We start from the raw sequence: 23,417 nt of genomic DNA, 5'->3' as shown, positions 1-23,417 counted from the left end.
CGCAACGGCGATCGGGGAGAGGGGTGCCAAATGGCAGTCCGTAGGGGAATCGAACCCCTCTTTCCAGGTTGAAAACCTGGCGTCCTAACCGATAGACGAACGGACCGCAGCCTGGCTGGCAGCGCCCTCAGATGGCAGTCCGTAGGGGAATCGAACCCCTCTTTCCAGGTTGAAAACCTGGCGTCCTAACCGATAGACGAACGGACCGCAGCCTGATGGCAGCGCCCGCAAGTGGCAGTCCGTAGGGGAATCGAACCCCTCTTTCCAGGTTGAAAACCTGGCGTCCTAACCGATAGACGAACGGACCGCGCTTGCGTGAGGGGCTATTTAGAAAAAGCGCCGCGACATGGCAACAGGAAACCTGTGGATATCTTGCGTTTTTTCAGCCTGCCGCGGCGTCTTCCAGGCGGAGCTGGACGGTGGTGCGGCCGTTCCAGGTATTGAGGTCCAGACGGCCCGCCAGATGGGCGGTCATGCCCTGCCTTTCGCAGACGAAACGGCCCAGATCGGTGTCGAAGGCGCCGAAGGCGATGCCCTCGATGCGGTTCGATCCGTCGGTTGCGGTGACGCGCAGATGGCCTTCGCCGACCTGGCGCGCGCTCTGGATGCGCATGGAGGGGAAGGCGAAGCGCGGGGCGGGGGCGCCGGCGCCGAAGGGGCCCGCCGCTTCGATCGCGCCGACGAGGTCCACGGTGGCCCCCGCGGGCATCAGCACGCCGTCGAGCGTCATGTCCCTCGGCCCGAGCTCTGCCGCGCCCTGGCGCTCCAGCGCCTCGCTGATGGCTGCCATGGCCTCTTCCAGCTTGCCTTCCTCGACCGTCAGGCCGGCCGCCATCTTGTGGCCGCCGCCCTTGACCAGCAATCCGTCGATCGCCGCGCGCTGCACAGCGGAGCCGAGGTCGATCCCCGAGACCGAGCGGCCCGAGCCCTTGCCGATGCCGTCCTCGAGCCCGATGACGATGGAGGGGCGGTTGGTCGCCTCCTTCATCCGGCTCGCCACGATGCCGACGACGCCCGGATGCCAGCCCTGGCCCGCCGCCCAGACGAGCGGCGCGTCGAAGCCGCGCTCTTCCGCCTGGGCCATGGCCTGGGCGCGCACCTTGGCCTCGATCTCGCGGCGCTCGCGGTTCAGGTCCTCGAGCCGGGCAGCCAGCCCCGCGGCCTCCTGCGGGTCGTCCGTGGCCAGCAGCCGCGCGCCAAGATCGGCGCGGCCGACCCGGCCGCCGGCATTGACCCTGGGCCCCAGCACGAAGCCCAGATGGTAGGAGGTCGGCGCGCCGTCGAGCCGTGCGCTGTCTGAGAGCGCGACGATGCCCGGCGTGCCGCGCCGCGCCATCACCGTCAGCCCCTGCATCACGAAGGCGCGGTTCACCCCGATCAGCGGCGCGACATCGGCCACCGTGCCGAGCGCCACGAGATCGAGGAACTCCATCAGGTTCGGCCCCGTGCGGTCCTGCTCGCGCAGCTGCCGGTTGGCCTCGACCAGCGTCAGGAACACGACGCCCGCGGCGCACAGATGCGCCAGGTCGCCGCTCTCATCCAGGCGGTTGGGGTTCACCACCGCGAGCGCGCGGGGCAGGGTCTCGCCGCCCAGATGGTGGTCGAGCACGACGACATCGACCGTCGCCGCCTCCAGCGCCTCGTGGGAAAGCGTGCCGCAATCGACGCAGAAGATCACGTCATGACCCGCCGAAAGCTCCGCCATGGCGGGGGCGTTCGGCCCGTAGCCCTCGTCGATCCGGTCGGGCACGTAGAGCGTCGCGGCAATGCCGAAATGGCGCAGCCAGCGGATCATCAGCGCCGCCGAGGTGCCGCCATCGACGTCGTAATCGGCGAAGACCGCGACGCGCTCGCCCTTCACCGCGGCCTCGACCAGCCGGGCGGCGGCCTTCTCCATGTCCTTGAGCACCCTTGGATCGGGCAGCAGGTCGCGCAGGCGGGGCGAGAGGAACCCCTCGGCCTCGGCGGCGGGGACGCCGCGCCGGGCGAGGATCTGGCAGACCGCCTCGGGACGTCCGGTCATCTGGACCAGCGCTTCGGCCGCGCGCATCCGCTCTGCATCCGGCCCGATCCAGCGCCGCCCCGTGGCAGAGGCCGTGACCCCCAGAAATGCCGTGCCCGTCATGTCATCCGTCCTTCGCTGCGAGGGGCCGGGATACTCCCCGCAGCCGGAAAGGAAAAGCCCCGGCCGCCAGGGGCGCCGGGGCTCTCGTCAGATTGTGCCGGGGATCAGGAGAACTGGACCGGGTTGCGGTAGAACATCCGCCGCACCGAGCCGGTCTTCGACCGCATCAGGATCGTCTCGGTGGTGAAGAAGCCCGGCTCGCGCTTGATGCCCGAGACCAGCGACCCGTCGGTCACGCCGGTGGCGGCGAAGATCACGTCCTCGGTCACCAGCTCGTCGCGCGAGTAGATCTTGTCGAAATCGGCAACGCCCGCCTTGGTGGCGCGGCCGCGCTCGTCGTCGTTGCGGAACAGCAGCTTGCCCCAGAACTGGCCGCCCATGCATTTCAGCGCCGAGGCCGCCAGAACGCCTTCCGGCGCGCCGCCCGAGCCCATGTAGATGTCGATGCCGGTCTTGTAGGTCTCGGCGCAGTGGATGACGCCGGCGACGTCGCCGTCGGTGATCAGCCGGATCGAGGCGCCGGTGGAGCGGAGCTGGTCGATCAGGTCGTCATGGCGCGGACGCTCCAGCACGCAGCAGGCGATTTCCGGCGTGTCGACGCCCTTGGCCTTGGCCAGGGCCTTGATGCGCTCGACCGGGGTCATGTCGAGGCTGATGACGTCCTTGTCGTAGCCCGGCCCGATGGCGAGCTTCTCCATGTAGACGTCGGGGGCATGCAGCATCGAGCCGCGCGGACCCATGGCGATCACGGTCAGCGCGTTCGGCATGTCCTTGGCGGTCAGCGTGGTGCCCTCGAGCGGGTCGAGCGCGATATCCACGGCCGGGCCGTTGCCGGTGCCGACTTCCTCGCCGATATACAGCATCGGCGCCTCGTCGCGCTCGCCCTCGCCGATGACGACGACGCCGTTGATGTCCAGCATGTTCAGCTGGGTGCGCATGGCATTCACCGCCACCTGATCCGCGGCCTTCTCGTCGCCGCGGCCGATCAGCTTGGCAGAGGCCAGCGCGGCGGCCTCGGAAACGCGTGCGAGGCCGAGAGACAGCATGCGGTCATTGAAATCAACTGGGGTGGCCATCTACGCACTCCTTACTTTTTAGCTTTCCTGGCGGGCCCTTGCGGGCCGCGCCGTTCAGAGACGTTCGATCCGGATCGCCACCGGCTCGCCCGCCAGGACGCCCGTGCCGGGCATCTGCGACAGGGCCGCGTCGAGATCCGCCCGAGTCGTCCTGTGCGTGACAATAAGGACAGGCGCCTTGGCTTCCGCGTGGCCATACTGACGCATCCGGTCGATGGAGATGCCGTTATTGCCCAGGATCGTCGCGATCTTCGCCAGCGCGCCCGGCTTGTCGTCGAGGATGAAGCGCAGGTAGTAGGGCGCCGGCGTCGCCGACATGGCGGGCGGCAGCTCGACCAGCCCCGCGGCCGGCTGGCCGAAAGTCGGCAGGCGCAGCCCGCGGGCGATGTCCATGATGTCCGACAGAACGGCCGAGGCGGTCGGGCCTTCGCCCGCGCCCGCGCCCTGCAGCACGATCCGCCCCGAGGCGTCGCCCTCGATCACGACCATGTTGGTGGCGTTCTCGAGCTGGCCGAGCGGCGAATTCGCCGGGACGAGGCAGGGGGTCATGCGCTGCTCCAGCCCGCGGCCGGTCATCTGCGCCACGCCGAGCAGCTTCACCCGGTAGCCCATGTCGGCGGCGCGGTTGATGTCCTCGATGGTGATCCGCTCGATCCCCTCGAGATGGACGCCGTCGAAATTCACCCGCGTGCCGAAGGCGATGGCGGCGAGGATCGCCAGCTTGTGCCCGGCATCGATGCCGCCGACGTCAAGCGTCGGATCGGCTTCCAGATAGCCCAGCTTCGCCGCCTCGGCGAAGACCTCGTCATAGCTGAGCCCGGCCGACTGCATCCGCGTCAGGATGTAGTTGCAGGTGCCGTTCATGACGCCCATCACGCGCTCGATGCCGTTCCCGGCCAGCGCCTCGGTCAGCGCCTTGACCGCCGGGATGGCGCCCGCGACCCCGGCCTCGTAGCGCAGGACGCGGCCGGCGCCGTCGGCGGCTTCGGCAAGCTCCTGGCCGTGGAGCGCGACCATCGCCTTGTTGGCGGTGACGACATCCTTGCCCGCGGCAAGCGCGGCGCGGGTCGCGTCGAGCGGCGCGCCCTCGGCGCCGCCCATCAGCTCGACGAAGACATCCACATCCGGGCGGGTGGCCAGCGCGACCGGATCGGTTTCCCAGGCATAGGCGGAAAGGTCGATGCCGCGGTCCCGGTTGGGGTCGCGCGCGCAGACCGCGGTGATCTCGACCGGACGCCCGGCGCGGGCGGCGATGAGCCCGGCTTTCTCCTGGACGATCCTGACGACGCCCCGTCCGACGGTGCCAAGTCCGGCAATTCCTAGGCGCAGCTTGTCGGACATGGCGGTCTCCTTGCTTAGTCTCTCGGCCGGCGCCCCAATAGCGGCTTCCCCGGGACTGCGCAACGGGGGCAGGGCAGGGCGGCCGTTTCAGAGTCCCGGTGTCATGGCCCCGGCGGCGCCGATGGGACGGTACTGCTGCGGCCAGTGGCGGCGTGGCTCCGGTAGCCGGGCAATCGTCTGCTGCTTGGATGCGGAGGCGGAGGGATGGCGGGGCTGGCTGCTCGCAGGGGATCCCGCCCTCTTGGGGAAAGGCAGCTTCCGGTTCGGCAGGCAGGGGCGAGGACAGCGTCCGGCGCAGGGGAGATGCCGGCATCCTCGGGTCAAACAGGAGGCGGTGGCCATAGGGGCCGATGCCGTCCTGTGTCGCGGGCGGCTACTCGCGGCTTCGCAGGTCTTCGGCGCGCAGGCGGAGTGCCTCTGCGCGATTCTCCAGTTCCGTCCGGTCCGAAGCGCTTGCTGCGGCCAGAGGGCCCCTGCGCTGGGACAGGGCCGCGTTGCGGCTGTCGAGCGCGGCCGCGGTCTCGGCAATGGCGTCGGCATCCTCCGGAACCTCGGCATAGAGTTCCCGCAGCGGCAGGATGTCGGGGGTCTCGCCGGCATGGGCGCTGCGATCCTCGGCCTTGCGGTATTCCGGGGGCACGCAGGCGGCGAGGCCGAGCAGCAGGGGAAGGACCAGGAAGCGGGCAGGCAGGGGCAAGCGTGGATCTCCGGCGGGCACGCTCCCTGACTAGCCGATCGCACGGGCGGGAGCCAGCGGCTCCGGCACGGAAAAGGGCGCGCCGGGGATCGGCGCGCCCGGAAGCGGAAGCCCGCTCAGCGGAAGAGCGACAGAACGTTCTGCGGCGCCTGGTTGGCGATCGAGAGCGCCTGGATGCCCAGCTGCTGCTGCACCTGCAGTGCCTGCAGCCTGGCCGAGGCCTCCTCCATGTCCGCATCGACCAGCGAGCCGATCCCGGCGCGCATCGAGTCGGTGAGCTTCGAGACGAAGACCGCCTGGGTGTCGATCTGGTTGCCGACCGAACCGAAGGCCGCCGCCGCGTCGATCGCCGTGGAGATCAGCGATTCCATCGTGATCAGCTGCGCCGCCAGCGTCCCGGTATTGGTCGCGTCGATCGTCGAGAGCGCTGCCAGCCCGCCCGAGCCCTCGTCGCCGAACTGGCCGGTGACGGTCAGGTCGACGGAGCCCGAATTGGTGAAGGTCAGCTGTCCGGGCACCGCGCTGTCATAGGCGACGCTGAGGCCGCTGACATTGAAGGACTCGATCTGCGCCTTGAGGTTGGTGGCGACGATGTCCTCGGGGGTGTTGCCCGCGGCGATGTCATTGGCGGTGACGGTGTAGCTGGCGGTGTAGCCCGCGATGCTGATCGAGATGCTCTCGCCCGCGGTGTAGGTCGGGTTGCCGATCACCACCGCATCCGTGCCGGCGCCATTGTCGAGCGACATGACGAAGGTGTCGCCGGCGGCCGAGACCACGGTGGCCGTGCCGCCCGAGAAGACCGATTTCGCGGTATAGCCCCCGGATCCCAGGTTCTGTCCGGCGACAGTGATGTAATTCGCGGTCACGGCGCCGGTCGAGTCGCGGTCGATCGAGGACAGGACATTGGTGGTCGTGCCGTCCACGAGGTTCAGCCCGTTGAACTGCGCGGCGCTGACCACCGAGGTGATCTGCTGCTTGAGCGCGGTGACGTCGTTGTCGAGCTTGGTGCGGTCGACGTTGTCGCCCTGGGCGGCGACGATCTTCGCCTTGATCTCGCCCAGGAGCTCCTGGATGGTCTCCGCCGCGGTCTGGGCGACGGCGACGGTGGATTCCCCCAGCGACAGGCTGTCGGAGATCGCCTTGAACCCGTTCACGTCGGATTCCATCACCTTGGAAATGGCCCAGATGGCCGAATTGTCCTTGGCGGTGGCGATCCGCTTGCCGGTGGAGATTTCGCTCTGGACCTTTTCGAGGCCCATGTTGATGGTCTTCAGCGTTTGCAGCGCGACCATGGCGCTGGTATTGGTCAAAATACTGGACATCTGCCCACAATTCCCTTCTTTGGCGCAGTTCGGCGCCGACTTTCATTCGAGGCCCTTTCGAACCTTGTGCGCAGTCATTCTGATCTTACGACCTGGCTTCCACGGCCGTGCCGTTCTTTCGGAACGCAGCTGCAGCTAACGGAGAAATGGCTAAGGAACGGATAATGCCGCCCTGCGGCAGGGGATGCGCGCCCGGCGGCGCCATCCCGGGACGCGGCGGCCGCGACCGCGAATGGCGGCAGACCCGCCGGTGAAATCAGCATCTTGGAACAGGAGACGGGACGAGCACATGGGCACGGAAGCGCTGGCGCAGCTATATCCCTCAAAGACGCGCATCATTTTAACGGTCCTCGTGCTGGCGGCGGTGGCAGTGGTCTGCCTCTATGTCGCCGCGGGCGAGGGCGGGCAGGGGGCGGCGGCGCGGCTGATGCTGGCGGCCGTGGCCGTGGCGGCCGCGCTCGGCGCCGTCGCGGTCTGGCGCAGCGGCGCCCGCGGGCTCCTGCTCTATCCCGACCGGATCGCCGAAAGCGGCGGGGACACGGTGCTGTGGCTGGCCGATATCGCCCGGCTGGAGCGCGGCGCCTTCGCCTTCAAGCCCGCCAACGGCGTCGTCGTCTCGCTGCGCCGGCCGGGCAGCCTGCGCTGGGTGCCGGGGCTCTGGTGGCGCACGGGCGCGCGGGTGGGGATCGGCGGCATGACCCCCAAGGCCGCGACCAAGGCCTTTGCCGACCTGCTGGAGCGCCGTCTCGGCGAGCTCGGGGAAAACGGTTAGCGGATCCTACAGAGATCCCGGATGATCCTTGCAGGGGCCGCTGGCAGGCAACTGAGTCGCCTTCCGGACGAGCCCGGGAGGAGAACGTATGAATGTGCCCGTGACCGGCGCGGCGGTCCAGGCGGAGCCGAGCTTCCGCCATTCCGTCGACATGATGTTCAACCACGCGGTGGGCCTGATGGACCTGCCGTCGGGGCTGAAGGAGAAGATACGCGTCTGCAACGCGACCTACACAGTGCGCTTCGGGGTCCGGCTCCGCGGCCAGATCCAGACCTTCACCGGCTACCGCGCCATCCATTCCGAGCATATGGAGCCGGTGAAGGGCGGCATCCGCTACGCGATGGGCGTGAACCAGGACGAGGTGGAGGCGCTGGCCGCGCTGATGACCTACAAGTGCGCGCTGGTGGAGGCGCCCTTCGGCGGCTCCAAGGGCGGGCTCAGGATCGATCCGCGCCACTACGAGGAGCACGAGCTTGAATCGATCACCCGCCGCTTTGCCTACGAGCTGATCAAGCGCGACCTGATCCATCCCAGCCAGAACGTGCCGGCCCCCGACATGGGCACCGGCGAGCGCGAGATGGCCTGGATCGCCGACCAGTACGCCCGCATCCACACCACCGACATCAACGCCCGCGCCTGCGTCACCGGCAAGCCGCTGAATGCCGGCGGCATCCATGGCCGGGTGGAGGCGACCGGCCGCGGCGTGCAATACGCGCTGCGCGAATTCTTCCGCCACCCCGAGGACATGGCGGCCGCGGGGCTAGATGGCGGGCTCGCGGGCAAGCGGATCATCGTGCAGGGGCTCGGCAATGTCGGCTACCACGCGGCGAAGTTTCTCTCGGAAGAGGACGGCGCGCTGATCACCGGCGTGATCGAGCATGACGGCGGGGTGTTCGATCCCTCGGGCATCGACGTGGACTCGCTGCGCAGCTGGATCAGCGACAATGGCGGGGTGAAGGACTATCCCCATGCCCAGGTGATCGCCGAGGGCGCGCTGCTGCTGGAGGAGCCCTGCGACATCCTCGTCCCGGCCGCGCTCGAGGGGACGATCCACCTTGGCAATGCCGAGCGGGTGCAGGCGCCCTTGATCATCGAGGCGGCGAACGGGCCGGTCACCGCCGGGGCGGACGAGATCCTGCGCCGCCGCGGCAAGGTCATCATCCCCGACCTCTACGCCAATGCCGGCGGCGTCACGGTCAGCTATTTCGAATGGGTGAAGAATCTCAGCCATATCCGCTTCGGCCGGATGCAGCGGCGCCAGGAGGAGGCGCGCCACCAGCTGGTCGTCGACGAAATGGAGCGGATCGTCGGTGCCATGGGCAACGGCACGACGCTTTCGGACAGCTTCAAGCTGAAATACCTGCGCGGCGCCGACGAGCTGGAACTGGTCCGCTCTGGCCTCGATGACACGATGCGGGTGGCCTACCAGTCGATGCGCGAGGTGTGGCACCGCCGCGCGGACGTCCCCGATCTGCGCATTGCCGCCTATATCACCGCGATCAGCCGCGTCGCCGAAAGCTACCGCGCGAAGGGGCTCTGAGGACACCGGGTCCTCTGGCGTCCGGCACGGGCTTGGGCCATAGTGCCGGACATGAGTCTTCCTCCCGGTTTCCTCGATGAGCTGCGCACCCGCGTGAGCCTGGCCCAGGTGGCCGGGCGCAAGGTCATGTGGGACACGCGCAAGTCGAACCAGGGCCGGGGCGACATGTGGGCGTCCTGTCCCTTCCACCAGGAGAAATCCGCCTCCTTCCATGTCGATGACCGCAAGGGTTTCTACTACTGCTTCGGCTGCCATGCGAAGGGCGACGCGATCAGCTTCGTCAAGGACACCGAGAATGTCGGCTTCATGGAGGCGGTGGAGATCCTCGCCCGCGAGGCCGGGATGCCGATGCCCGCGCGCGATCCGCAGGCGCAGAAGCGCGCCGACCGCCGCACCGAGCTGTCCGAGGTCATGGAGCAGGCGGTCCGCTACTACCGGATGCAGCTGGGCAGCGGCGCCGCGGAAGAGGCCCGCGCCTATCTGGAGCGCCGGGGCCTCGGCCGCGAGGGGCAGGAGCGCTTCGGCATCGGCTATGCGCCGAACAACCGCCGCGGGCTCTTCGAGGCGCTGCGCGCCAAGGGGATCGACGAGTCGCTGATCGTCGATGCCGGGCTCGCCGCGCGGCCCGATGACGGCGGCGCGCCCTATGACCGGTTCCGCGGCCGCATCATGTTCCCGATCCGCGATGCGCGCGACCGCTGCATCGCCTTCGGCGGCCGCTCGCTCGACCCCGAGGCGCGGGCGAAGTACCTGAACTCCCCCGAGACAGAGCTCTTCGACAAGGGCCGCAACCTCTACAATCACGGCCCCGCCCGCGCCGCGGCGGGCAAGGGCCAGCCGCTGGTCGTGGCCGAGGGCTACATGGACGTGATCGCGCTGGTCCGGGCGGGCTTCGGCGGCGCGGTGGCGCCGCTGGGCACGGCCGTGACCGAGACCCAGCTGCAGCTGATGTGGCGGATCTCGCCCGAGCCGGTGATCGCGCTCGACGGCGACAAGGCGGGGCTGCGCGCCGCGATGCGGGTGATCGACCTGGCGCTGCCGATGCTCTCGGCCGGGCGCTCGCTGCGCTTCGCGCTGATGCCCGCGGGCAAGGATCCGGACGACCTGATCAAGGCCGAGGGGCCGCAGGCGATGCAGGCGGTGCTCGACAAGGCGAAGCCGCTCGTCGACCTGCTCTGGCAGCGCGAGACCGAGGGCCAGGATTTCGACAGCCCCGAGCGCAAGGCGGCGCTGGACAAGCGGCTGCGCGAGCTGATCGGCCGGATCGAGGACCCCTCGCTGCGCCAGCATTACGGCCAGGCGATCAAGGACCTGCGCTGGTCGCTTTTCCGCCCGGGCCGCAAGGACCGGCCGTCGTCGGGCGGGATGCGCGGCGCCTTCGTCCCGGGCGCCCGCCGCGGCCTTCCGGCGCAGCCGCGCCCCGAGACCTGCGCCACGCCGCTGGCGCGCGACCCCGACAACCGCGCGGGCGAGCGCATCCGCGAAATGTCGATCCTGGCCGCCTGCCTGCTCGATCCGCGGGTGATCGCCACCTTCGAGGCCGATCTGGACGCGCTGCAGATGCTGGAAAGCGAGCATGGCAGGCTGCTGGCGGCGATTCTGGCGCGGGCGGCGGAGGCCGATGATTCGGGCTTCCTCGACACGATTCGCGAATCTGCCGGCCACAACACCGTTGACAGCGTCCTTGTCAGCCCCCATGTGCGCGTAACTCCCGTGTTCAAGCATCGCGGCAATCTGGAAGTCGCCGTATCGACACTGGCCGAGTCCCTGGCAAAACTCCAGTCGGAGCGGGGTCTGCGCCTTGAGATCGAGGAAGCCGCCGAAGAGATCGGACAGGGACAGAACGAATACGTGACCTATCGGCTCGCCCAGGCCGCCGAGGCCCGCAACCGGGCAGAACGTGCGCATATGGAAAAGGACAGCGCCTTTGACATCGCAGAGAACGGCGCGCGGCTGGACCGCGACGAGAGGGACGCGTTCAGGCGGCTGCTGGATCAGCTTCCGCTAGGAGAATCAGGCAGCAAACAGTGATTCGATTCGCATTCAGTGAAGAATCACTCATAATTGCTTGCTAGACAGTGACAGAATCAGCGCCGGGCACTAGGTGAGTCGCCTGGGACCCCCCGTGAAGGAGCTGCAAATGGCCGCCAAGGACACCGACGATCACAAGCAGAACGAGAGCGACAACGAGCCGATGCTCGACATGAGCCAGGCTGCCGTCAAGAAGATGATCGCGGAGGCCCGGGAACGCGGATTCATCACCTATGACCAGCTCAACCAGGTGCTGCCGCCCGACCAGGTCTCTTCCGAGCAGATCGAGGACGTGATGTCCCTCCTGTCGGAGATGGGTATCAACATCATCGAGGACGAGGAAGCCGAGGAGGGCGAGAGCGCCCCGTCGGCCTCCACCGCGGTGATCACCAAGAACGAGACGCGCGACGTCGCGCTGGGATCGAGCGAGACCGAGAAGCTCGACCGCACCGACGACCCCGTGCGCATGTACCTGCGCGAGATGGGCTCGGTCGAGCTGCTGAGCCGCGAGGGCGAGATCGCCATCGCCAAGCGGATCGAGGCCGGGCGCAACACCATGATCGCCGGGCTCTGCGAAAGCCCGCTGACCTTCCAGGCGATCACGATCTGGCGCGACGAACTTCTCTCCGAGGACATCCTGCTGCGCGATGTCATCGACCTCGAGGCCACGTTCGGCCGCTCGATGGGCGACGAGGACAGCGAGGAGACCACCGCCCCGGTCGTCGAGGGTCTCAGCGTGGTGGCCGATAACGGTCCGAAGAAGGAAGAGCGTTCCGAGACGCAGCAGGAATACGACGCCGACGGCAATCCGATCTCGCGCGAGGAAGACGACGAGGAGGACGACCAGGCCAACATGTCGCTCGCGGCGATGGAAGCCGCGCTGAAGCCGCGCGTGCTTGAAACGCTCGACCGGATCGCCCGCGACTACGCCAACCTGTCCGACATGCAGGACATGCGGATCTCGGCCACGCTGAACGAGGACGAGAGCTTCTCGGCAGAGGACGAGGACGAGTACCAGCTGCTGCGCAGCGAGATCGTCCTGCTGGTCAACGAGCTGCATCTGCATTCCGGCCGGATCGAGGCGCTGATCGACCAGCTCTACGGCATCAACCGCCGCGTCATGTCGATCGACAGCGCGATGGTGAAGCTCGCCGACCAGGCGCGGATCAACCGCCGCGACTTCATCGAGGCCTATCGCGGCTACGAGCTGGACCCGACCTGGATCGACCGCATGGGCGAAAAGCCGGGCCGCGGCTGGCAGGCGCTGTTCGAGCGCTCGCTCGACAAGGTGGAGGAGCTGCGCTCCGACATGGCGCAGGTCGGCCAGTATGTCGGTCTCGACATCTCGGAATTCCGCCGCATCGTCCAGCAGGTGCAGAAGGGCGAGAAGGAGGCCCGCCAGGCCAAGAAGGAAATGGTCGAGGCCAACCTGCGCCTCGTGATCTCCATCGCCAAGAAGTACACCAACCGCGGGCTGCAGTTCCTGGACCTGATCCAGGAAGGCAATATCGGCCTGATGAAGGCGGTCGACAAGTTCGAGTACCGCCGCGGCTACAAGTTCTCCACCTACGCGACCTGGTGGATCCGGCAGGCGATCACCCGCTCGATCGCGGACCAGGCGCGGACCATCCGCATCCCGGTCCACATGATCGAGACGATCAACAAGCTGGTCCGCACCGGCCGCCAGATGCTGCACGAGATCGGCCGCGAGCCGACCCCGGAAGAACTGGCGGAAAAGCTGCAGATGCCGCTGGAGAAGGTCCGCAAGGTGATGAAGATCGCCAAGGAGCCGATCTCCCTCGAGACGCCGATCGGCGACGAGGAGGACAGCCAGCTCGGCGATTTCATCGAGGACAAGAACGCGGTTCTGCCGCTCGACTCCGCGATCCAGGAGAACCTGAAGGAGACGACGACGCGCGTCCTCGCCTCGCTCACCCCGCGCGAGGAACGGGTCCTGCGGATGCGTTTCGGCATCGGCATGAACACCGACCACACGCTGGAAGAGGTCGGGCAGCAGTTCAGCGTGACCCGCGAGCGGATCCGCCAGATCGAGGCGAAGGCGCTGCGCAAGCTGAAGCATCCGAGCCGCTCGCGCCGCCTGCGCAGCTTCCTCGACCAGTAACGGCCGTGCCGCCCCTCCGGGGGCGCCGCATGTCCTTGGGCCGCGCCTTGGCGCGGCCCTTTCCTTTTGCGCCGCCGCCTTCCGCTTTCCTCCCGCGCGCGGCGCATGTAGGAAGCGGGCGCGCCGTCCCGTGCGGCGCACCGGCAGAGACGGGAGGATCGGAGAGACCGCATGACCCAGCCTGGCAGCCCAAGATTCGTGGCCCTCACCGGCTACCAGCCCGAACCCGCCGCCCGCATCCGCGTGCCCGGGTCCAAGTCGATCACCAACCGCGCGCTTCTCGTTGCCGCGCTGGCCGAGGGCCGCTCGGTGCTGCGCCGTCCGCTCTTCTCCGAGGATACCGACGCGATGCGCGACTGCCTCGATGCGCTCGGCGTCAAGGTCGAGCTGCTGGAGGATGGCGACCTGGCGGTGACGGGCTCCGGCCGCCTGGCGGCGCCCTCGCGGACGCTCTTCGTCGGCAATGCCGGCACGGTGGCGCGCTTCCTCACCGCGGCGGCGGCGCTGGTCGACGGCAAGGTCGAGCTCGACGGCAACAGCTACATGCGCAAGCGCCCGATCGGCCCGCTGACCGAGGCGCTCGGCGCGCTCGGGCTCGACGTCACGTCGACAGAGGGCTGCATGCCGGTGACCGTGGCCGGGCAGGGTGCGCTGGCCGCGCAGGCGGAGCGTCCGGTGATCGGCATCGATGCCGGCTATTCCTCGCAATATGTTTCCGCTCTGATGATGGCCGGGCCGATGATGCCGCGCGGGCTCGACCTGCGGCTGACCGGGGCCAAGGCGATCGACGCGGCGGGCTATCTCGACGTGACGACCGACACGATGGCGGCCTTCGGGGTCGCGCCGGTCCTGACCGAGCCGGGCCGCTGGGTGTTCGATCCCGCCGCCTACCAGGCGCGCGACTACCAGATCGAGCCGGACTATTCCGCCTGCACCTATTTCTGGGCGGCGCAGGCGCTCTGCCCGACCGAGATCGAGATCGAGGCCTGCGACGCGGAGGCGACCCGCCAGCCCGATGCCAAGTCCGAGGCGGTGATGCGGCTCTTCCCGGACATGCCGGCAGAGATCGACGGCTCGCAGATGCAGGACGCGGTGCCGACCCTGGCGGTGCTGGCGGCCTTCAACCGCACGCCGGTGCGCTTTGTCGGGATCGCCAATCTGCGCGTCAAGGAATGCGACCGGATTGCCGCGGTGGAAAGCGGGCTGAACCGGATCCGTCCGGGCCTGGCCGTCGTCGAGGGCGACGACCTGACGGTGACGGGCGGGCTTGAGGACGATCCGCAGGCGGCGCCTGTCGAGATCGACTCCTTCGACGACCACCGCATTGCCATGGCCTTCGCGCTGGTGGCGCTGCGCCGCGCCAATGTCGTCATCACCAATCCGCGCTGCGTCGAGAAGACCTTCCCGGACTACTGGACGGAACTGGCGAAGCTCGGCGTGACGGCCGAATTCTCCGGCTGATGCCTTATGGCGCCGCCGTGCTGGCGGCGCCCCGGCGGGCTCAGGCGACCTCTGCCGCCTCGGCCCGTTCGAAATCCAGATGCACAAGCGTCTGGTTCAGCAGGATATAGGCGATCTCGCCGAAGGTGACGGGGCCGGTATAGCCGCCGGTCCGCTTGCCCTCCATGTCGCCGTAGAGATAGTTCAGGATGCAGTTGCAGGAGAGCTGCTCGCCGGGCTCGCCGCTGATCCGCTCGGCGAAGGCGGTGGCATAGTCGCCGGTCGACTTCGCCAGCCGGTACTCGACGCCTGCGACGACGGGCGCGTAGAACTGCACCCGCCCGGTGTCGCGGTCGACCGTCTGGAAGGACACGTTGATCATCGCCCCGGCATAGTCGGCGACCAGCGGCAGACGGGTGTCGAGCGCATTGGCGGAGACGTAGTCGGCGAAATCGACCTCCCGGCCATTCACCTTCGCGGTCTCGGCCGAGAAGCCGTCGGCGGCGAAGACGATGGTGTCGGCCTCGCGGTCCTGCTCGAAGAGGTTGATGATGTCGAGCTCGGTCCGGACGGTGGCCGGAAGCTCGACATGCAACAGGATCGCGCCCTCGTCATAGGCGGCGCCGCTGGTGCCGTCGAAGACCTTCGGGCTGGTGCGGCCGATCTCGTCGAGATGCGTGCCGGTGATCCAGCCCATCAGCGGCTGCTCGAAGACGCTGTCATAGCCCGCGCCCTCCATCGCGAATTGCGCATGCGCCTTCGAGAAGGACGGGATCAGGATGGCCGAGAAGCCGTGGCCGAACCGGTCCGCGGCGAGGCCGGGCAGGGTGTCGGTGCCGTAATGCCGGATGCGGCAGTCGGTGGCGGAATCGAAGACGGTGACGAAGACGTTCTCCTCGTCGCAGCGTCCGCCCTCGGCGGTCAGGAAGTAGACGGAGGTGCCGCCGATCCAGCGCCCCTTCGGCAGGTGGCGCAGCGCCGTCTCCGAGCCCGCGATCAGCAGGATGCGGCCGCTCTCGATCGTGCTGGCGGCTTCGGCGATGCTCATCATCTTGTTCTTCATGGGAAACCCCTCGTGCCGTCAGAGAGCGGCCATGTCCTTGGACGCGAATTGGTGCTTGTCGAAATAGCTGGACAGCTCGCGGATGGCCTGGTCCAGCGCGGACGGCGTGTCGGAGACCTGCCGGCGGAGCCTGGTTACGAGGATCTTGGTCGCGAGCGAGGCGCCCCCGAGATCCTTGTTGCTCGTCAATGTCCTGCGGAAAACGGCAGCGTCGCTCATGGCATGTCTCCGTAACACTTCCGGACGGGGCGTCTTCCGCCAGTCCCTTCCGGCACCTGCATCCGGGTCGCCCATGGGGCGCCCGGCCGGGCCGCACAGGCCCGTCTGCCGGGGTCATGGCATGGCGGGACGGAAAAATCGAATGTTATATGCCTAAAATTTGTGCTGAAATCGCACCGTCAGCCCGGGATCCGGTGCGACGCGCCGCATCGCGCCCCGCCGCGATCCGCGCGATTGTCACGGGGACATCCAGGCTGGAGGACAGGCAGATGCAGGCAAGCTTCACCGTCGCGACCCGCGGTCCGGGGCTCTACGAGATCACCGGCGAGGTGGCGGACTGGGTGGCGCAGAGCGGCACGGGGGACGGGCTCCTGACGCTGATGATCCGCCATACCTCGGCCTCGCTGCTGATCCAGGAGAATGCCGATCCCGAGGTCCGGACCGATCTGCGCGCCTTTCTCGAGCGGCTGGTGCCGCCCACCGACGATCCCTCCATGGCCTATCTGACCCATACCTACGAGGGGCCGGACGACATGCCGGGCCATATCAAGGCGGCGCTCCTGCCGGTGAGCCTGTCGATCCCGGTCGCGGCCGGACGGATGCGGCTGGGGACCTGGCAGGGCATCTATGTCGTGGAGCACCGCCGCGCGCCGCAGCACCGCGAGGTGGCCGCGCATCTGGCGTGACCTCCCGAGGCTGTGATCGCATTCCGGCGGCTGCGGCAGCCGCGTCCCTTGCCGCGGTCGCGCGGCTCTGACAAAGGTTTGATTGCGAAGGAGGACCCGGTCCATGCGTTACGCTCTCATTCCGGCGCTTGCCGTGCTCGCCCTGTCGGCCTGCGATATTCCGCAGCATCCCGGCGGATCCCAGTTCCTGGCCACGAACGGCAACCGTGTCGTGCCGCTGGAACAGCCCGGCACCTTCGAGGTGATCGCGCAGCCGGGCGATGCCGGCCCGTCCTTCTTCTGTGCCGCGGCCGATTACGCCTATCGCCGCCTCGGCGCGCGCCAGACCGACCGCGTGGTCATCATCCAGCCCGCGGGCGACAGCATCAGCTATCCCGGCACCCGCGGCGTCAGCTTCGCGCTGAGATCCCGCGAGGAGATGCCGGACATGAATTCCGGCCTGTTCCTCAACCCGCGCCAGGCAGGCGCGGCGACGACCGTCGGGCATGGCCGCCATGTCTGCAACAGCGATCGCAACCGGGGCACGTTCAGCCGCTGAGTGACGCGCCGCACACACTTTATCTAGGGGGCGGCATTCTTCACTACCCAAGTGCTCGGGGGTTTCCTATAGTCGCTGTGGACGATCAGCCGCACTGACCGACGGAGGCCCCATGCGCTGCCCATTCTGCGGAAACGTGGACACCCAGGTGAAGGATTCCCGCCCGGCGGAGGATCACGTGGCGATCCGCAGGCGCCGCTTCTGTCCCGAATGCGGCGGCCGGTTCACGACCTACGAGCGGGTGCAGCTGCGCGACCTCGTGGTCATCAAGTCGAACGGGCGGCGCGAGGATTTCGACCGCGACAAGCTGGAGCGCTCGATCCGCATCGCCTGCCAGAAGCGCCCGATCGAGCCCGATCGCATGGAGAAGATGATCTCCGGGATAGTGCGCCGGCTGGAATCCCTGGGCGAGCAGGACATCCCCTCGAAGACCATCGGCGAGATCGTGATGGAGACGCTCGCGCGGATCGACACGGTCGCCTATGTCCGCTTCGCCAGCGTCTACAAGAACTTCCAGGCGGCGGATGACTTCGACAAGTTCGTTTCCGAGCTGCGGCCCGGCGCGGTCCCGCCCGAGGCCTGATCCGATGACCGACGACCGGCGCTTCATGGCGCTGGCCCTGTCGCTGGGCGCGCGCGGGCTGGGCCGGGTCTGGCCGCGCCCCTCGGTGGGCTGCGTTCTGGTGAAGGACGGCCGGATCGTCGGCCGCGGCTGGACCCAGGGCCAGTCGGGCCCCCATGGCGAGGCGATGGCGCTCGCCCAGGCGGGCGAGGCGGCGCGCGATGCCACCGCCTATGTCACGCTGGAGCCCTGCGCCCATTTCGGCCGCACGCCGCCCTGTTCGATGGCGCTGGTCAAGGCGGGCGTCTCCCGCGTGGTCTCGGCGCTCGAGGATCCCGACCCGCGGGTAGCGGGCAAGGGCCATGACATCCTGCGCGCCGCGGGGATCGCGGTCGAGACCGGGCTGATGGCGGCGGAGGCGCGGCAGTCGCATGAGGGCTTCCTGAAGCGGATCGAGGACGGGCGGCCGATGCTGACGCTGAAGCTCGCCACCAGCTTCGACGGGCGCATCGCCACCGCCTCGGGCGAGAGCCAGTGGATCACCGGGCCCGAGGCGCGCCGCCTCGTCCACCTGCAGCGCGCGACCCATGACGCAGTTCTGGTCGGCGGCGGCACGGCGCGCGACGACGATCCCTCCCTGACCGTGCGCGGTCTCGGCATCGCCGAACAGCCGGTGCGCGTGGCGCTGTCGCGGCGGCTGGACCTGCCGCTGGAGGGCACGCTGGCGCGCACGGCGAAAGAGGTTCCGGTCTGGCTGGTCCACGGCCCCGACGCGCCCGAGGCGCGCCGCGCGGCCTGGGCGGAGACGGGTGCGGTGCTGATCGAGGCCGCGATCGGCGAGGGGCGGCAGCTCGACCCGCATGCGGTCCTGGCGGCGCTCGGCGCGGCCGGGCTGACGCGGGTCTATTGCGAGGGCGGCGGCACGCTGGCGGGATCGCTGCTGGCGGCGGGGCTCGTCGACCGGCTGATCGGCTTCACCGCGGGGCTGGCGCTCGGGGCCGAGGGCCGCCCGTCACTCGGCGCGATGGAGCTCGCGCATCTCGCCGACGCGCCGCGCTTCGACCTGGTCGAGACCCGCCCCGTCGGACCGGACGTGATGCATCTCTGGCGGTCACGCTCTTGATCGTACCGGAGGGGTGTATTAACCTAAGGTAACATTTTTGGACGGAAACAAAATTGTCCGGATGCACGTCATTGGTTTTAAGGGGATTTTTCGATGACTGGAATTCAGCAGTTTATTTCGGGTCTCCTTCAATCGACGGTATTTACCGGAATTTTCGCATTGTTTTCTGGATTTGTAGGATTCTATTTGACAAATGTTGTCGAGGACCTTCGTTCAGGAAGAACCGCGGTTTATTATTTCTCTACAGATGCAAAGACGGGCCTTACGGACCTCCATTTGGAAAACGTGTCCCGTACGATTCAGATTGAAAACGCGAATTTCCTTGTCCGTTGCAAGGATCAGCGCGGGCAATGCTTCATTCCTTTCGAAAGTGGAAAAACCGGAAAGCCGGTTTGGGTCGAAGCTGCATCCACGCCGCCCAACTATACAGCGCCTATCGCGGATGAACATTCCGGCGGCGCTGTGCTCGATTTCTGCATGAACGCGATCCCGTCGTCCCGAAGCTCCGCGCGGTTTCGCCTAGCTGCGGAAGCGGCTGTCGAACTCGAGTTGTTTTATAACCCTTGGCCGGACGGAACTCGAGAGCGCTGCGGACCGGTTCAGGCGCGAAATCTGCTCCTTCTGACCCGGTGGGATCCTCATGCCTTTCTGGCACGTTACTATTTCGACGCGATCTTCTGGGCGCTGGCTGGTGCGTTGGTCCTGTTGGCCTTGGCATTCTTCGGCACGGTGTTCCAGAGCGGCGGCAGGAACAAGGGGTAAAACAATGAATGGAATTGGTGCAACTCTTCGAGCTGGGTGCATTGCGGCTGCAGTCGCCTTCCCAGGGTGGACCGCCGGTGCCGCGGAGAGCCTGCTACTCTGCGCCTTCCCCGAGAACTGGTCAAAGATGCGCATGGAGGTCAGCATCACGGCAATCCGCAACGGCACCCAGATTGCCGTGACGTCGAACCAGCGGCTCGACAAATGTTACGATGTGGTCTTGGATAGCTGCGATCCTGAGGTCCGGATCCACGTCAAGTCAGGGGAATTCTACAAGGGCAGCATCGAATGCCGCAGCGAGCCGCCGCCTCTGGAAATCGCCCTACTGGCGGACAGAATCGTGATGGTCACTACTTTGTTCAGTGGCATAGACAAAAACATTCCCGGATTCGACGCGGCGGGATTCCAATTCGAGTTCAGCCAGGCAGATGCCGTGATCGACGGCATGCCGGAGTCGGCGGCTACGGCGGATGCTGCGATGCTGGCCGCGCTCGGGGCCGGTGACTTCCCTGCGGCCCAACGCTGGGCGAACGAAATGGCTGCGCTGATGCACAACGCCGGTTATGATCGGCTGTCGCTGGCCTATAGTTCTCTGACCTATGTGACGGGCTTCACGGCGATGGGGGTCGATCCGGTCGGTGGCGAAGGCGGTCCGCTGGTCACGGCGATCGGAGCCCCGGATGCAGCCTTCCCGGTGATGACGTATGAGGGGCGTGATGTGCTGGAACTCTATCAGGCTGGTAGGCAGATCCCGGCCAAGCCGGGAAGCTGGGATTACGCGACATCAAGCACGATCGCGACGATAGACACCGTTACGGCTCCGGATGCCACGTCGACTCCCAAGTGGAATAGCCCCGATTTCGGGGGATTCGACACGATCCGGGAGAACACGATCAGCTTGCCGGGCAAGGTGACGGCTGAGGATGTCATGATTGATCAGACCGGCCGGTTCATCCTGCGCTAGCTCAGAAATCACGTCGCTTTCAAGCACCGCGCAAGCGCGCAGAAGCGTTCCAGCGACACCGTCTCGGCGCGGGCGGTCGGGTCGATGCCGGCCGCTTCCAGCTTCGCCTCGATCTCGGGCGCGAAGCCCTTCAGCGACGAGCGCAGCATCTTGCGGCGCTGGTTGAAGGCGGCGGCGACGACTTTCGACAGACCCTCGGCAGGCGCAGGGAAGCGCGGCTCGGGCAGGGCGGTGACATGGACCACGGCCGAATTCACCTTGGGCGGCGGGGTGAAGGCGCGCGCCGGCAGGTCCATCACGATCCGCGCCTCGGCGCGCCACTGCGCCAGCAGCGCCAGCCGGCCATAGGCCTTGGAGCCGGGCGAGGCGACGATGCGCTCGGCCACTTCGCGCTGGAACATCAGCGTCAGGCTCTGCCAGAGCGGCGGCCAGGTCTCGGGCGTCAGCCAGCGCACCAGCAGCTCGGTGCCGACATTGTAGGGCAGGTTGGCGCAGACCCGGATCGGCCCGTTCAGATGCGCCGCCCAGTCGATCTGCAGCGCGTCGCCCGAGATCACCTCCAGCCGTCCGGGATAGGCCTCGGCGATCTCCTGCAGCGCCGGCAGGCAGCGCGTGTCCTTCTCGATCGCCACCACGCGGCGAGCGCCCATGGCCAGCAGGCCGCGGGTCAGCCCGCCAGGGCCGGGGCCGATCTCCAGCACGTCGCAGCCCGTGAGGTCGCCCGCAGACCGCGCGATCTTCGCCGTCAGGTTCAGGTCGAGCAGGAAGTTCTGCCCCAGCGACTTGCGCGCCGAGAGCCCGTGTTCGGCGATCACCTCGCGCAGGGGCGGCAGGCTGTCGATGCCGCTCATGCCCCGGCCCTCCGGGTGGCCATCTCGCGCGCCAGGCGCAGCGCGGCGATGGTCGAGGTCGGATCGGCCGTGCCGGTCCCGGCGATGTCGAAGGCGGTGCCGTGATCGGGTGAGGTGCGGATGAAGGGCAGGCCCAGCGTGACATTCACCCCGCCGGCGAAATCGACGGTCTTGATCGGGATCAGCGCCTGGTCGTGATACATGCAGAGCGCCGCGTCATAGCGGGCGCGCGCGCCCGGGTGGAACATCGTGTCGGCCGAGGACGGGCCGGTGATCTGGAAGCCCTCGGCGCGCAGCTCCTCGAGCAGCGGGGCGATCATCTCGATCTCCTCGCGGCCCATGGCGCCGCCTTCGCCCGCATGCGGGTTCAGCCCGGCCACGGCCAGGCGCGGTCCGGAAAGGCCGAAATCGCGCTCCAGCGCGGCCGCGGTGATGCGGATGGTCTCTTCGAGAAGCTCGCGGGTCAGCGCGCGCGGGACCTCGGCGACGGGAATGTGGATCGTCACCGGCACGACGCGCAGCTCTGGCGCGGCCAGCATCATCACCACGCGGCGCACGCCGGCGAGATGGGCGAGATATTCGGTATGGCCGGGAAAGGCGAAGCCCGCCCCGTCCTTCAGCGCCTTCTTGTGGATCGGCAGGGTGCAGACCGCCCCGGCCTCGCCCGAGCGGGCCAGGCGGACGGCGCGGGCGATCACCTCGATCACGCCGAGCGCATTCCTCGGATCGGGCCGGCCGGGCACGGCGTCGCCGGCGAAGTCATGGCGCAGCACGGCCAGGCTGTCGCCCGGCTCCGCGGCCTCGGCGGGGGCCGAGATCTCGTGCCAGCGCGCGCCCTCGGGCAGGTGGCGCGGATCGCCGATCCAGAAGAAGGGCAGCTCGGACCCCAGCCGGGCCTGCGCCAGAAGCGCAAGCTCGGGACCGATCCCGGCGGGCTCGCCGCAGGTCAGCGCAACCGGCGCCGGGGCCATCAGAGACGCTCGATATAGGCATTGGCGCGCAGCTCGGCGAGGTAGCCGCCGGCCAGGTCCTCGAGCTTGCGCCGGAACAGCCGCTGCTGCAGGTCGTCGCGGCTCAGATCCGCCCCGGCGATCGGGGTGCGGGCGCAGAGCATGACGAAGGCGGCATTGCCGGGCAGCGCGCCCATCTCCAGCGGGTCGAGCCCGTCGATCACGCCGCGCCGCGCCGTCTCGGTGTCGCTGCGCGGGGCGGTGACATGCTCGATGCGGGTGCCGTCGGGATCGGAGATGTGGCTGTAGATCGAGTCGCAGGTGCTTACCAGCGGCTCCAGCCGGGCCACTTCCGCGGCTGCCTGGCCCTGGGGCGTGCGCACCAGCATGTAGTCGAGATCGACATTCTGCAGGATGCCGGGGCGCGAGTCGCGCAGACCGCGCAGCTGGAAGAGCGCGATCGCGTTGACATTCGGCAGGGGCAGCGGCGGGGTCACGTCGCCCGGCGCCATCGACAGGAAGAGCGGCGCGATCTGCTCGGGCAGGTTCGACAGCGGCATCCAGCCGAGCGCGCCGCCCTGCTCGGCGGAGGGCGAGGCCGAGTATTCCCGCGCGGCGGCGGAGAATTCGGCATTGGTCTTCATCTGCTGGATCTTGTCGGCTTCCTCGCGCACCAGCGCGGCGGTCTCGGGCATCAGCGGCAGCACGATCTCGGCCAGCTGCACCTGGACCGAGCCCTGGCCGGTGCCGAGCGCAATGGCGCGGTCGATCTCGGCATCCGAGACCCGCGCCTGGCCGGCATAGCGGCGGCGCACCACCTCGCGCCAGGCGGCCCCGGCGCGGACGAAGTCGCGGAAGGTCTCGGGGGCGACGCCCTGCTGGCCGATGGCGGCGGTGAATTCCTCGGCGCTCAGATTGGCGCGGGCGGCGAATTCCTCCATCGCCTGCTGCAGCTGGTCCTCGGTCAGCTCGGCCTTCAGCCGGGCCGCCTCGGCAAGCTGCAGCCGCTCGTCGATCAGCGCGTCGATCACGCCGTCGCGGGTGATGCCGGACTGGCGCAGGACGGTCAGGAACTGCTGCCGCTGCTCGACCTCGAAGCGGGTGATGACACTTTCATTGACCCGGACGACCGGATCGAAGAGCGACTGGGCCTGGGCCGCAGGGGCCAGCGCGCCAATGGACATCAGGAGCGCCGCGCCGACGCCCCGCAGGTATTTTTTCAGCATACGCTCG

Annotated in this window: 21 protein-coding genes and 3 tRNA genes; 11 read left to right on the top strand and 13 right to left on the bottom strand. The window is 68.1% G+C overall.

Annotated features, from left to right (window positions below; genetic code table 11):
- Positions 1-31: 31 nt before the first annotated feature.
- The 8 genes from FGX59_RS02835 to FGX59_RS02800 form a co-directional block, all read right to left on the bottom strand.
- A tRNA-Glu gene (locus tag FGX59_RS02835) sits at positions 32-106 on the bottom strand.
- 26 nt (positions 107-132) lie between these two features.
- Positions 133-207, bottom strand: a tRNA-Glu gene (locus tag FGX59_RS02830).
- Between the two features lie 25 nt (positions 208-232).
- A tRNA-Glu gene (locus FGX59_RS02825) sits at positions 233-307 on the bottom strand.
- A gap of 75 nt (positions 308-382) precedes the next feature.
- Positions 383-2,125 (bottom strand): single-stranded-DNA-specific exonuclease RecJ, encoded by a 1,743-nt coding sequence (gene recJ, locus FGX59_RS02820; RefSeq protein WP_138464990.1) that lies wholly within the window; start codon positions 2,123-2,125, stop codon positions 383-385.
- 104 nt (positions 2,126-2,229) lie between these two features.
- Positions 2,230-3,201 carry a class II fructose-bisphosphatase gene (gene glpX / locus FGX59_RS02815; RefSeq protein WP_138464989.1) on the bottom strand — a complete coding sequence of 324 codons (972 nt, stop codon included), beginning with the start codon at positions 3,199-3,201 and terminating at the stop codon, positions 2,230-2,232.
- Between the two features lie 54 nt (positions 3,202-3,255).
- Positions 3,256-4,542 carry a homoserine dehydrogenase gene (locus FGX59_RS02810; protein WP_138464988.1) on the bottom strand — a complete coding sequence of 429 codons (1,287 nt, stop codon included), beginning with the start codon at positions 4,540-4,542 and terminating at the stop codon, positions 3,256-3,258.
- Between the two features lie 373 nt (positions 4,543-4,915).
- Entirely contained in the window at positions 4,916-5,239 is a 324-nt protein-coding gene (locus FGX59_RS02805) for a hypothetical protein (RefSeq protein ID WP_138464987.1), read from the bottom strand.
- 116 nt (positions 5,240-5,355) lie between these two features.
- Entirely contained in the window at positions 5,356-6,561 is a 1,206-nt protein-coding gene (locus FGX59_RS02800) for a flagellin (RefSeq protein ID WP_138464986.1), read from the bottom strand.
- Positions 6,562-6,850: 289 nt separating this feature from the next.
- Here FGX59_RS02800 and FGX59_RS02795 point away from each other — a divergent pair, with 289 nt between their 5' ends.
- From FGX59_RS02795 to FGX59_RS02775, 5 genes are all read left to right on the top strand, one after another.
- Positions 6,851-7,333 carry a hypothetical protein gene (locus FGX59_RS02795; protein WP_138464985.1) on the top strand — a complete coding sequence of 161 codons (483 nt, stop codon included), beginning with the start codon at positions 6,851-6,853 and terminating at the stop codon, positions 7,331-7,333.
- 88 nt (positions 7,334-7,421) lie between these two features.
- Complete coding sequence (locus FGX59_RS02790; RefSeq protein ID WP_138464984.1) at positions 7,422-8,873, top strand: Glu/Leu/Phe/Val dehydrogenase; 1,452 nt, start codon at positions 7,422-7,424, stop codon at positions 8,871-8,873.
- A 51-nt stretch (positions 8,874-8,924) separates the two neighbouring features.
- Positions 8,925-10,904: a DNA primase gene (gene dnaG, locus FGX59_RS02785; RefSeq protein ID WP_138464983.1), complete on the top strand. Its 1,980-nt coding sequence runs from the start codon at positions 8,925-8,927 to the stop codon at positions 10,902-10,904.
- Positions 10,905-11,013: 109 nt separating this feature from the next.
- Entirely contained in the window at positions 11,014-13,026 is a 2,013-nt protein-coding gene (gene rpoD, locus FGX59_RS02780) for an RNA polymerase sigma factor RpoD (RefSeq protein ID WP_138464982.1), read from the top strand.
- 171 nt (positions 13,027-13,197) lie between these two features.
- Positions 13,198-14,487, top strand: coding sequence for a 3-phosphoshikimate 1-carboxyvinyltransferase (locus tag FGX59_RS02775; RefSeq protein WP_138464981.1), 1,290 nt, complete (start codon positions 13,198-13,200; stop codon positions 14,485-14,487).
- A gap of 40 nt (positions 14,488-14,527) precedes the next feature.
- Here the strand turns inward: FGX59_RS02775 and FGX59_RS02770 are convergent, their stop codons facing one another.
- Positions 14,528-15,529 carry a hypothetical protein gene (locus FGX59_RS02770; RefSeq protein WP_138464980.1) on the bottom strand — a complete coding sequence of 334 codons (1,002 nt, stop codon included), beginning with the start codon at positions 15,527-15,529 and terminating at the stop codon, positions 14,528-14,530.
- A gap of 18 nt (positions 15,530-15,547) precedes the next feature.
- A complete protein-coding gene (locus tag FGX59_RS02765; RefSeq protein ID WP_138464979.1) occupies positions 15,548-15,748 on the bottom strand; it encodes a hypothetical protein in 201 nt (66 codons plus the stop codon).
- A gap of 269 nt (positions 15,749-16,017) precedes the next feature.
- Between FGX59_RS02765 and FGX59_RS02760 the strand changes: the two genes are divergently transcribed.
- The 6 genes from FGX59_RS02760 to FGX59_RS02735 all read left to right on the top strand — a co-directional run bounded on the left by FGX59_RS02760 (position 16,018) and on the right by FGX59_RS02735 (position 20,383).
- Complete coding sequence (locus FGX59_RS02760; RefSeq protein WP_138464978.1) at positions 16,018-16,434, top strand: secondary thiamine-phosphate synthase enzyme YjbQ; 417 nt, start codon at positions 16,018-16,020, stop codon at positions 16,432-16,434.
- 103 nt (positions 16,435-16,537) lie between these two features.
- Positions 16,538-16,972, top strand: a complete 435-nt coding sequence (locus FGX59_RS02755; RefSeq protein ID WP_138464977.1) for a hypothetical protein — start codon at positions 16,538-16,540, stop codon at positions 16,970-16,972.
- Between the two features lie 112 nt (positions 16,973-17,084).
- Positions 17,085-17,555, top strand: a complete 471-nt coding sequence (gene nrdR, locus FGX59_RS02750; RefSeq protein ID WP_138464976.1) for a transcriptional regulator NrdR — start codon at positions 17,085-17,087, stop codon at positions 17,553-17,555.
- 4 nt (positions 17,556-17,559) lie between these two features.
- Entirely contained in the window at positions 17,560-18,657 is a 1,098-nt protein-coding gene (gene ribD / locus FGX59_RS02745; protein ID WP_138464975.1) for a bifunctional diaminohydroxyphosphoribosylaminopyrimidine deaminase/5-amino-6-(5-phosphoribosylamino)uracil reductase RibD, read from the top strand.
- Between the two features lie 93 nt (positions 18,658-18,750).
- On the top strand, positions 18,751-19,419 hold the full coding sequence (locus FGX59_RS02740; RefSeq protein ID WP_138464974.1) for a hypothetical protein: 669 nt from the start codon (positions 18,751-18,753) through the stop codon (positions 19,417-19,419).
- Between the two features lie 133 nt (positions 19,420-19,552).
- The gene (locus tag FGX59_RS02735) at positions 19,553-20,383 is read left to right on the top strand and encodes a hypothetical protein (RefSeq protein ID WP_138464973.1); all 831 of its coding nucleotides are present in this window, start codon (positions 19,553-19,555) and stop codon (positions 20,381-20,383) included.
- A gap of 8 nt (positions 20,384-20,391) precedes the next feature.
- Here the strand turns inward: FGX59_RS02735 and rsmA are convergent, their stop codons facing one another.
- From rsmA to FGX59_RS02720, 3 genes are read right to left on the bottom strand one after another with little or no spacing between them, the layout of a single operon-like run.
- Positions 20,392-21,234 carry a 16S rRNA (adenine(1518)-N(6)/adenine(1519)-N(6))-dimethyltransferase RsmA gene (gene rsmA / locus FGX59_RS02730; protein WP_138464972.1) on the bottom strand — a complete coding sequence of 281 codons (843 nt, stop codon included), beginning with the start codon at positions 21,232-21,234 and terminating at the stop codon, positions 20,392-20,394.
- Positions 21,231-22,205: a 4-hydroxythreonine-4-phosphate dehydrogenase PdxA gene (gene pdxA, locus FGX59_RS02725; RefSeq protein WP_138464971.1), complete on the bottom strand. Its 975-nt coding sequence runs from the start codon at positions 22,203-22,205 to the stop codon at positions 21,231-21,233. The genes rsmA and pdxA overlap by 4 nt, the downstream gene beginning before the upstream one ends.
- Positions 22,205-23,410 (bottom strand): peptidylprolyl isomerase, encoded by a 1,206-nt coding sequence (locus FGX59_RS02720; protein WP_138464970.1) that lies wholly within the window; start codon positions 23,408-23,410, stop codon positions 22,205-22,207. The genes pdxA and FGX59_RS02720 overlap by 1 nt, the downstream gene beginning before the upstream one ends.
- Positions 23,411-23,417 lie beyond the last annotated feature (7 nt).

It is taken from the genome of Poseidonocella sp. HB161398, assembly GCF_005870025.1.
GTDB lineage: Bacteria > Pseudomonadota > Alphaproteobacteria > Rhodobacterales > Rhodobacteraceae > Mangrovicoccus.
Note: the sequence above shows the minus strand (reverse complement) of the source record. Positions and strands in the feature narration are given on the sequence as shown.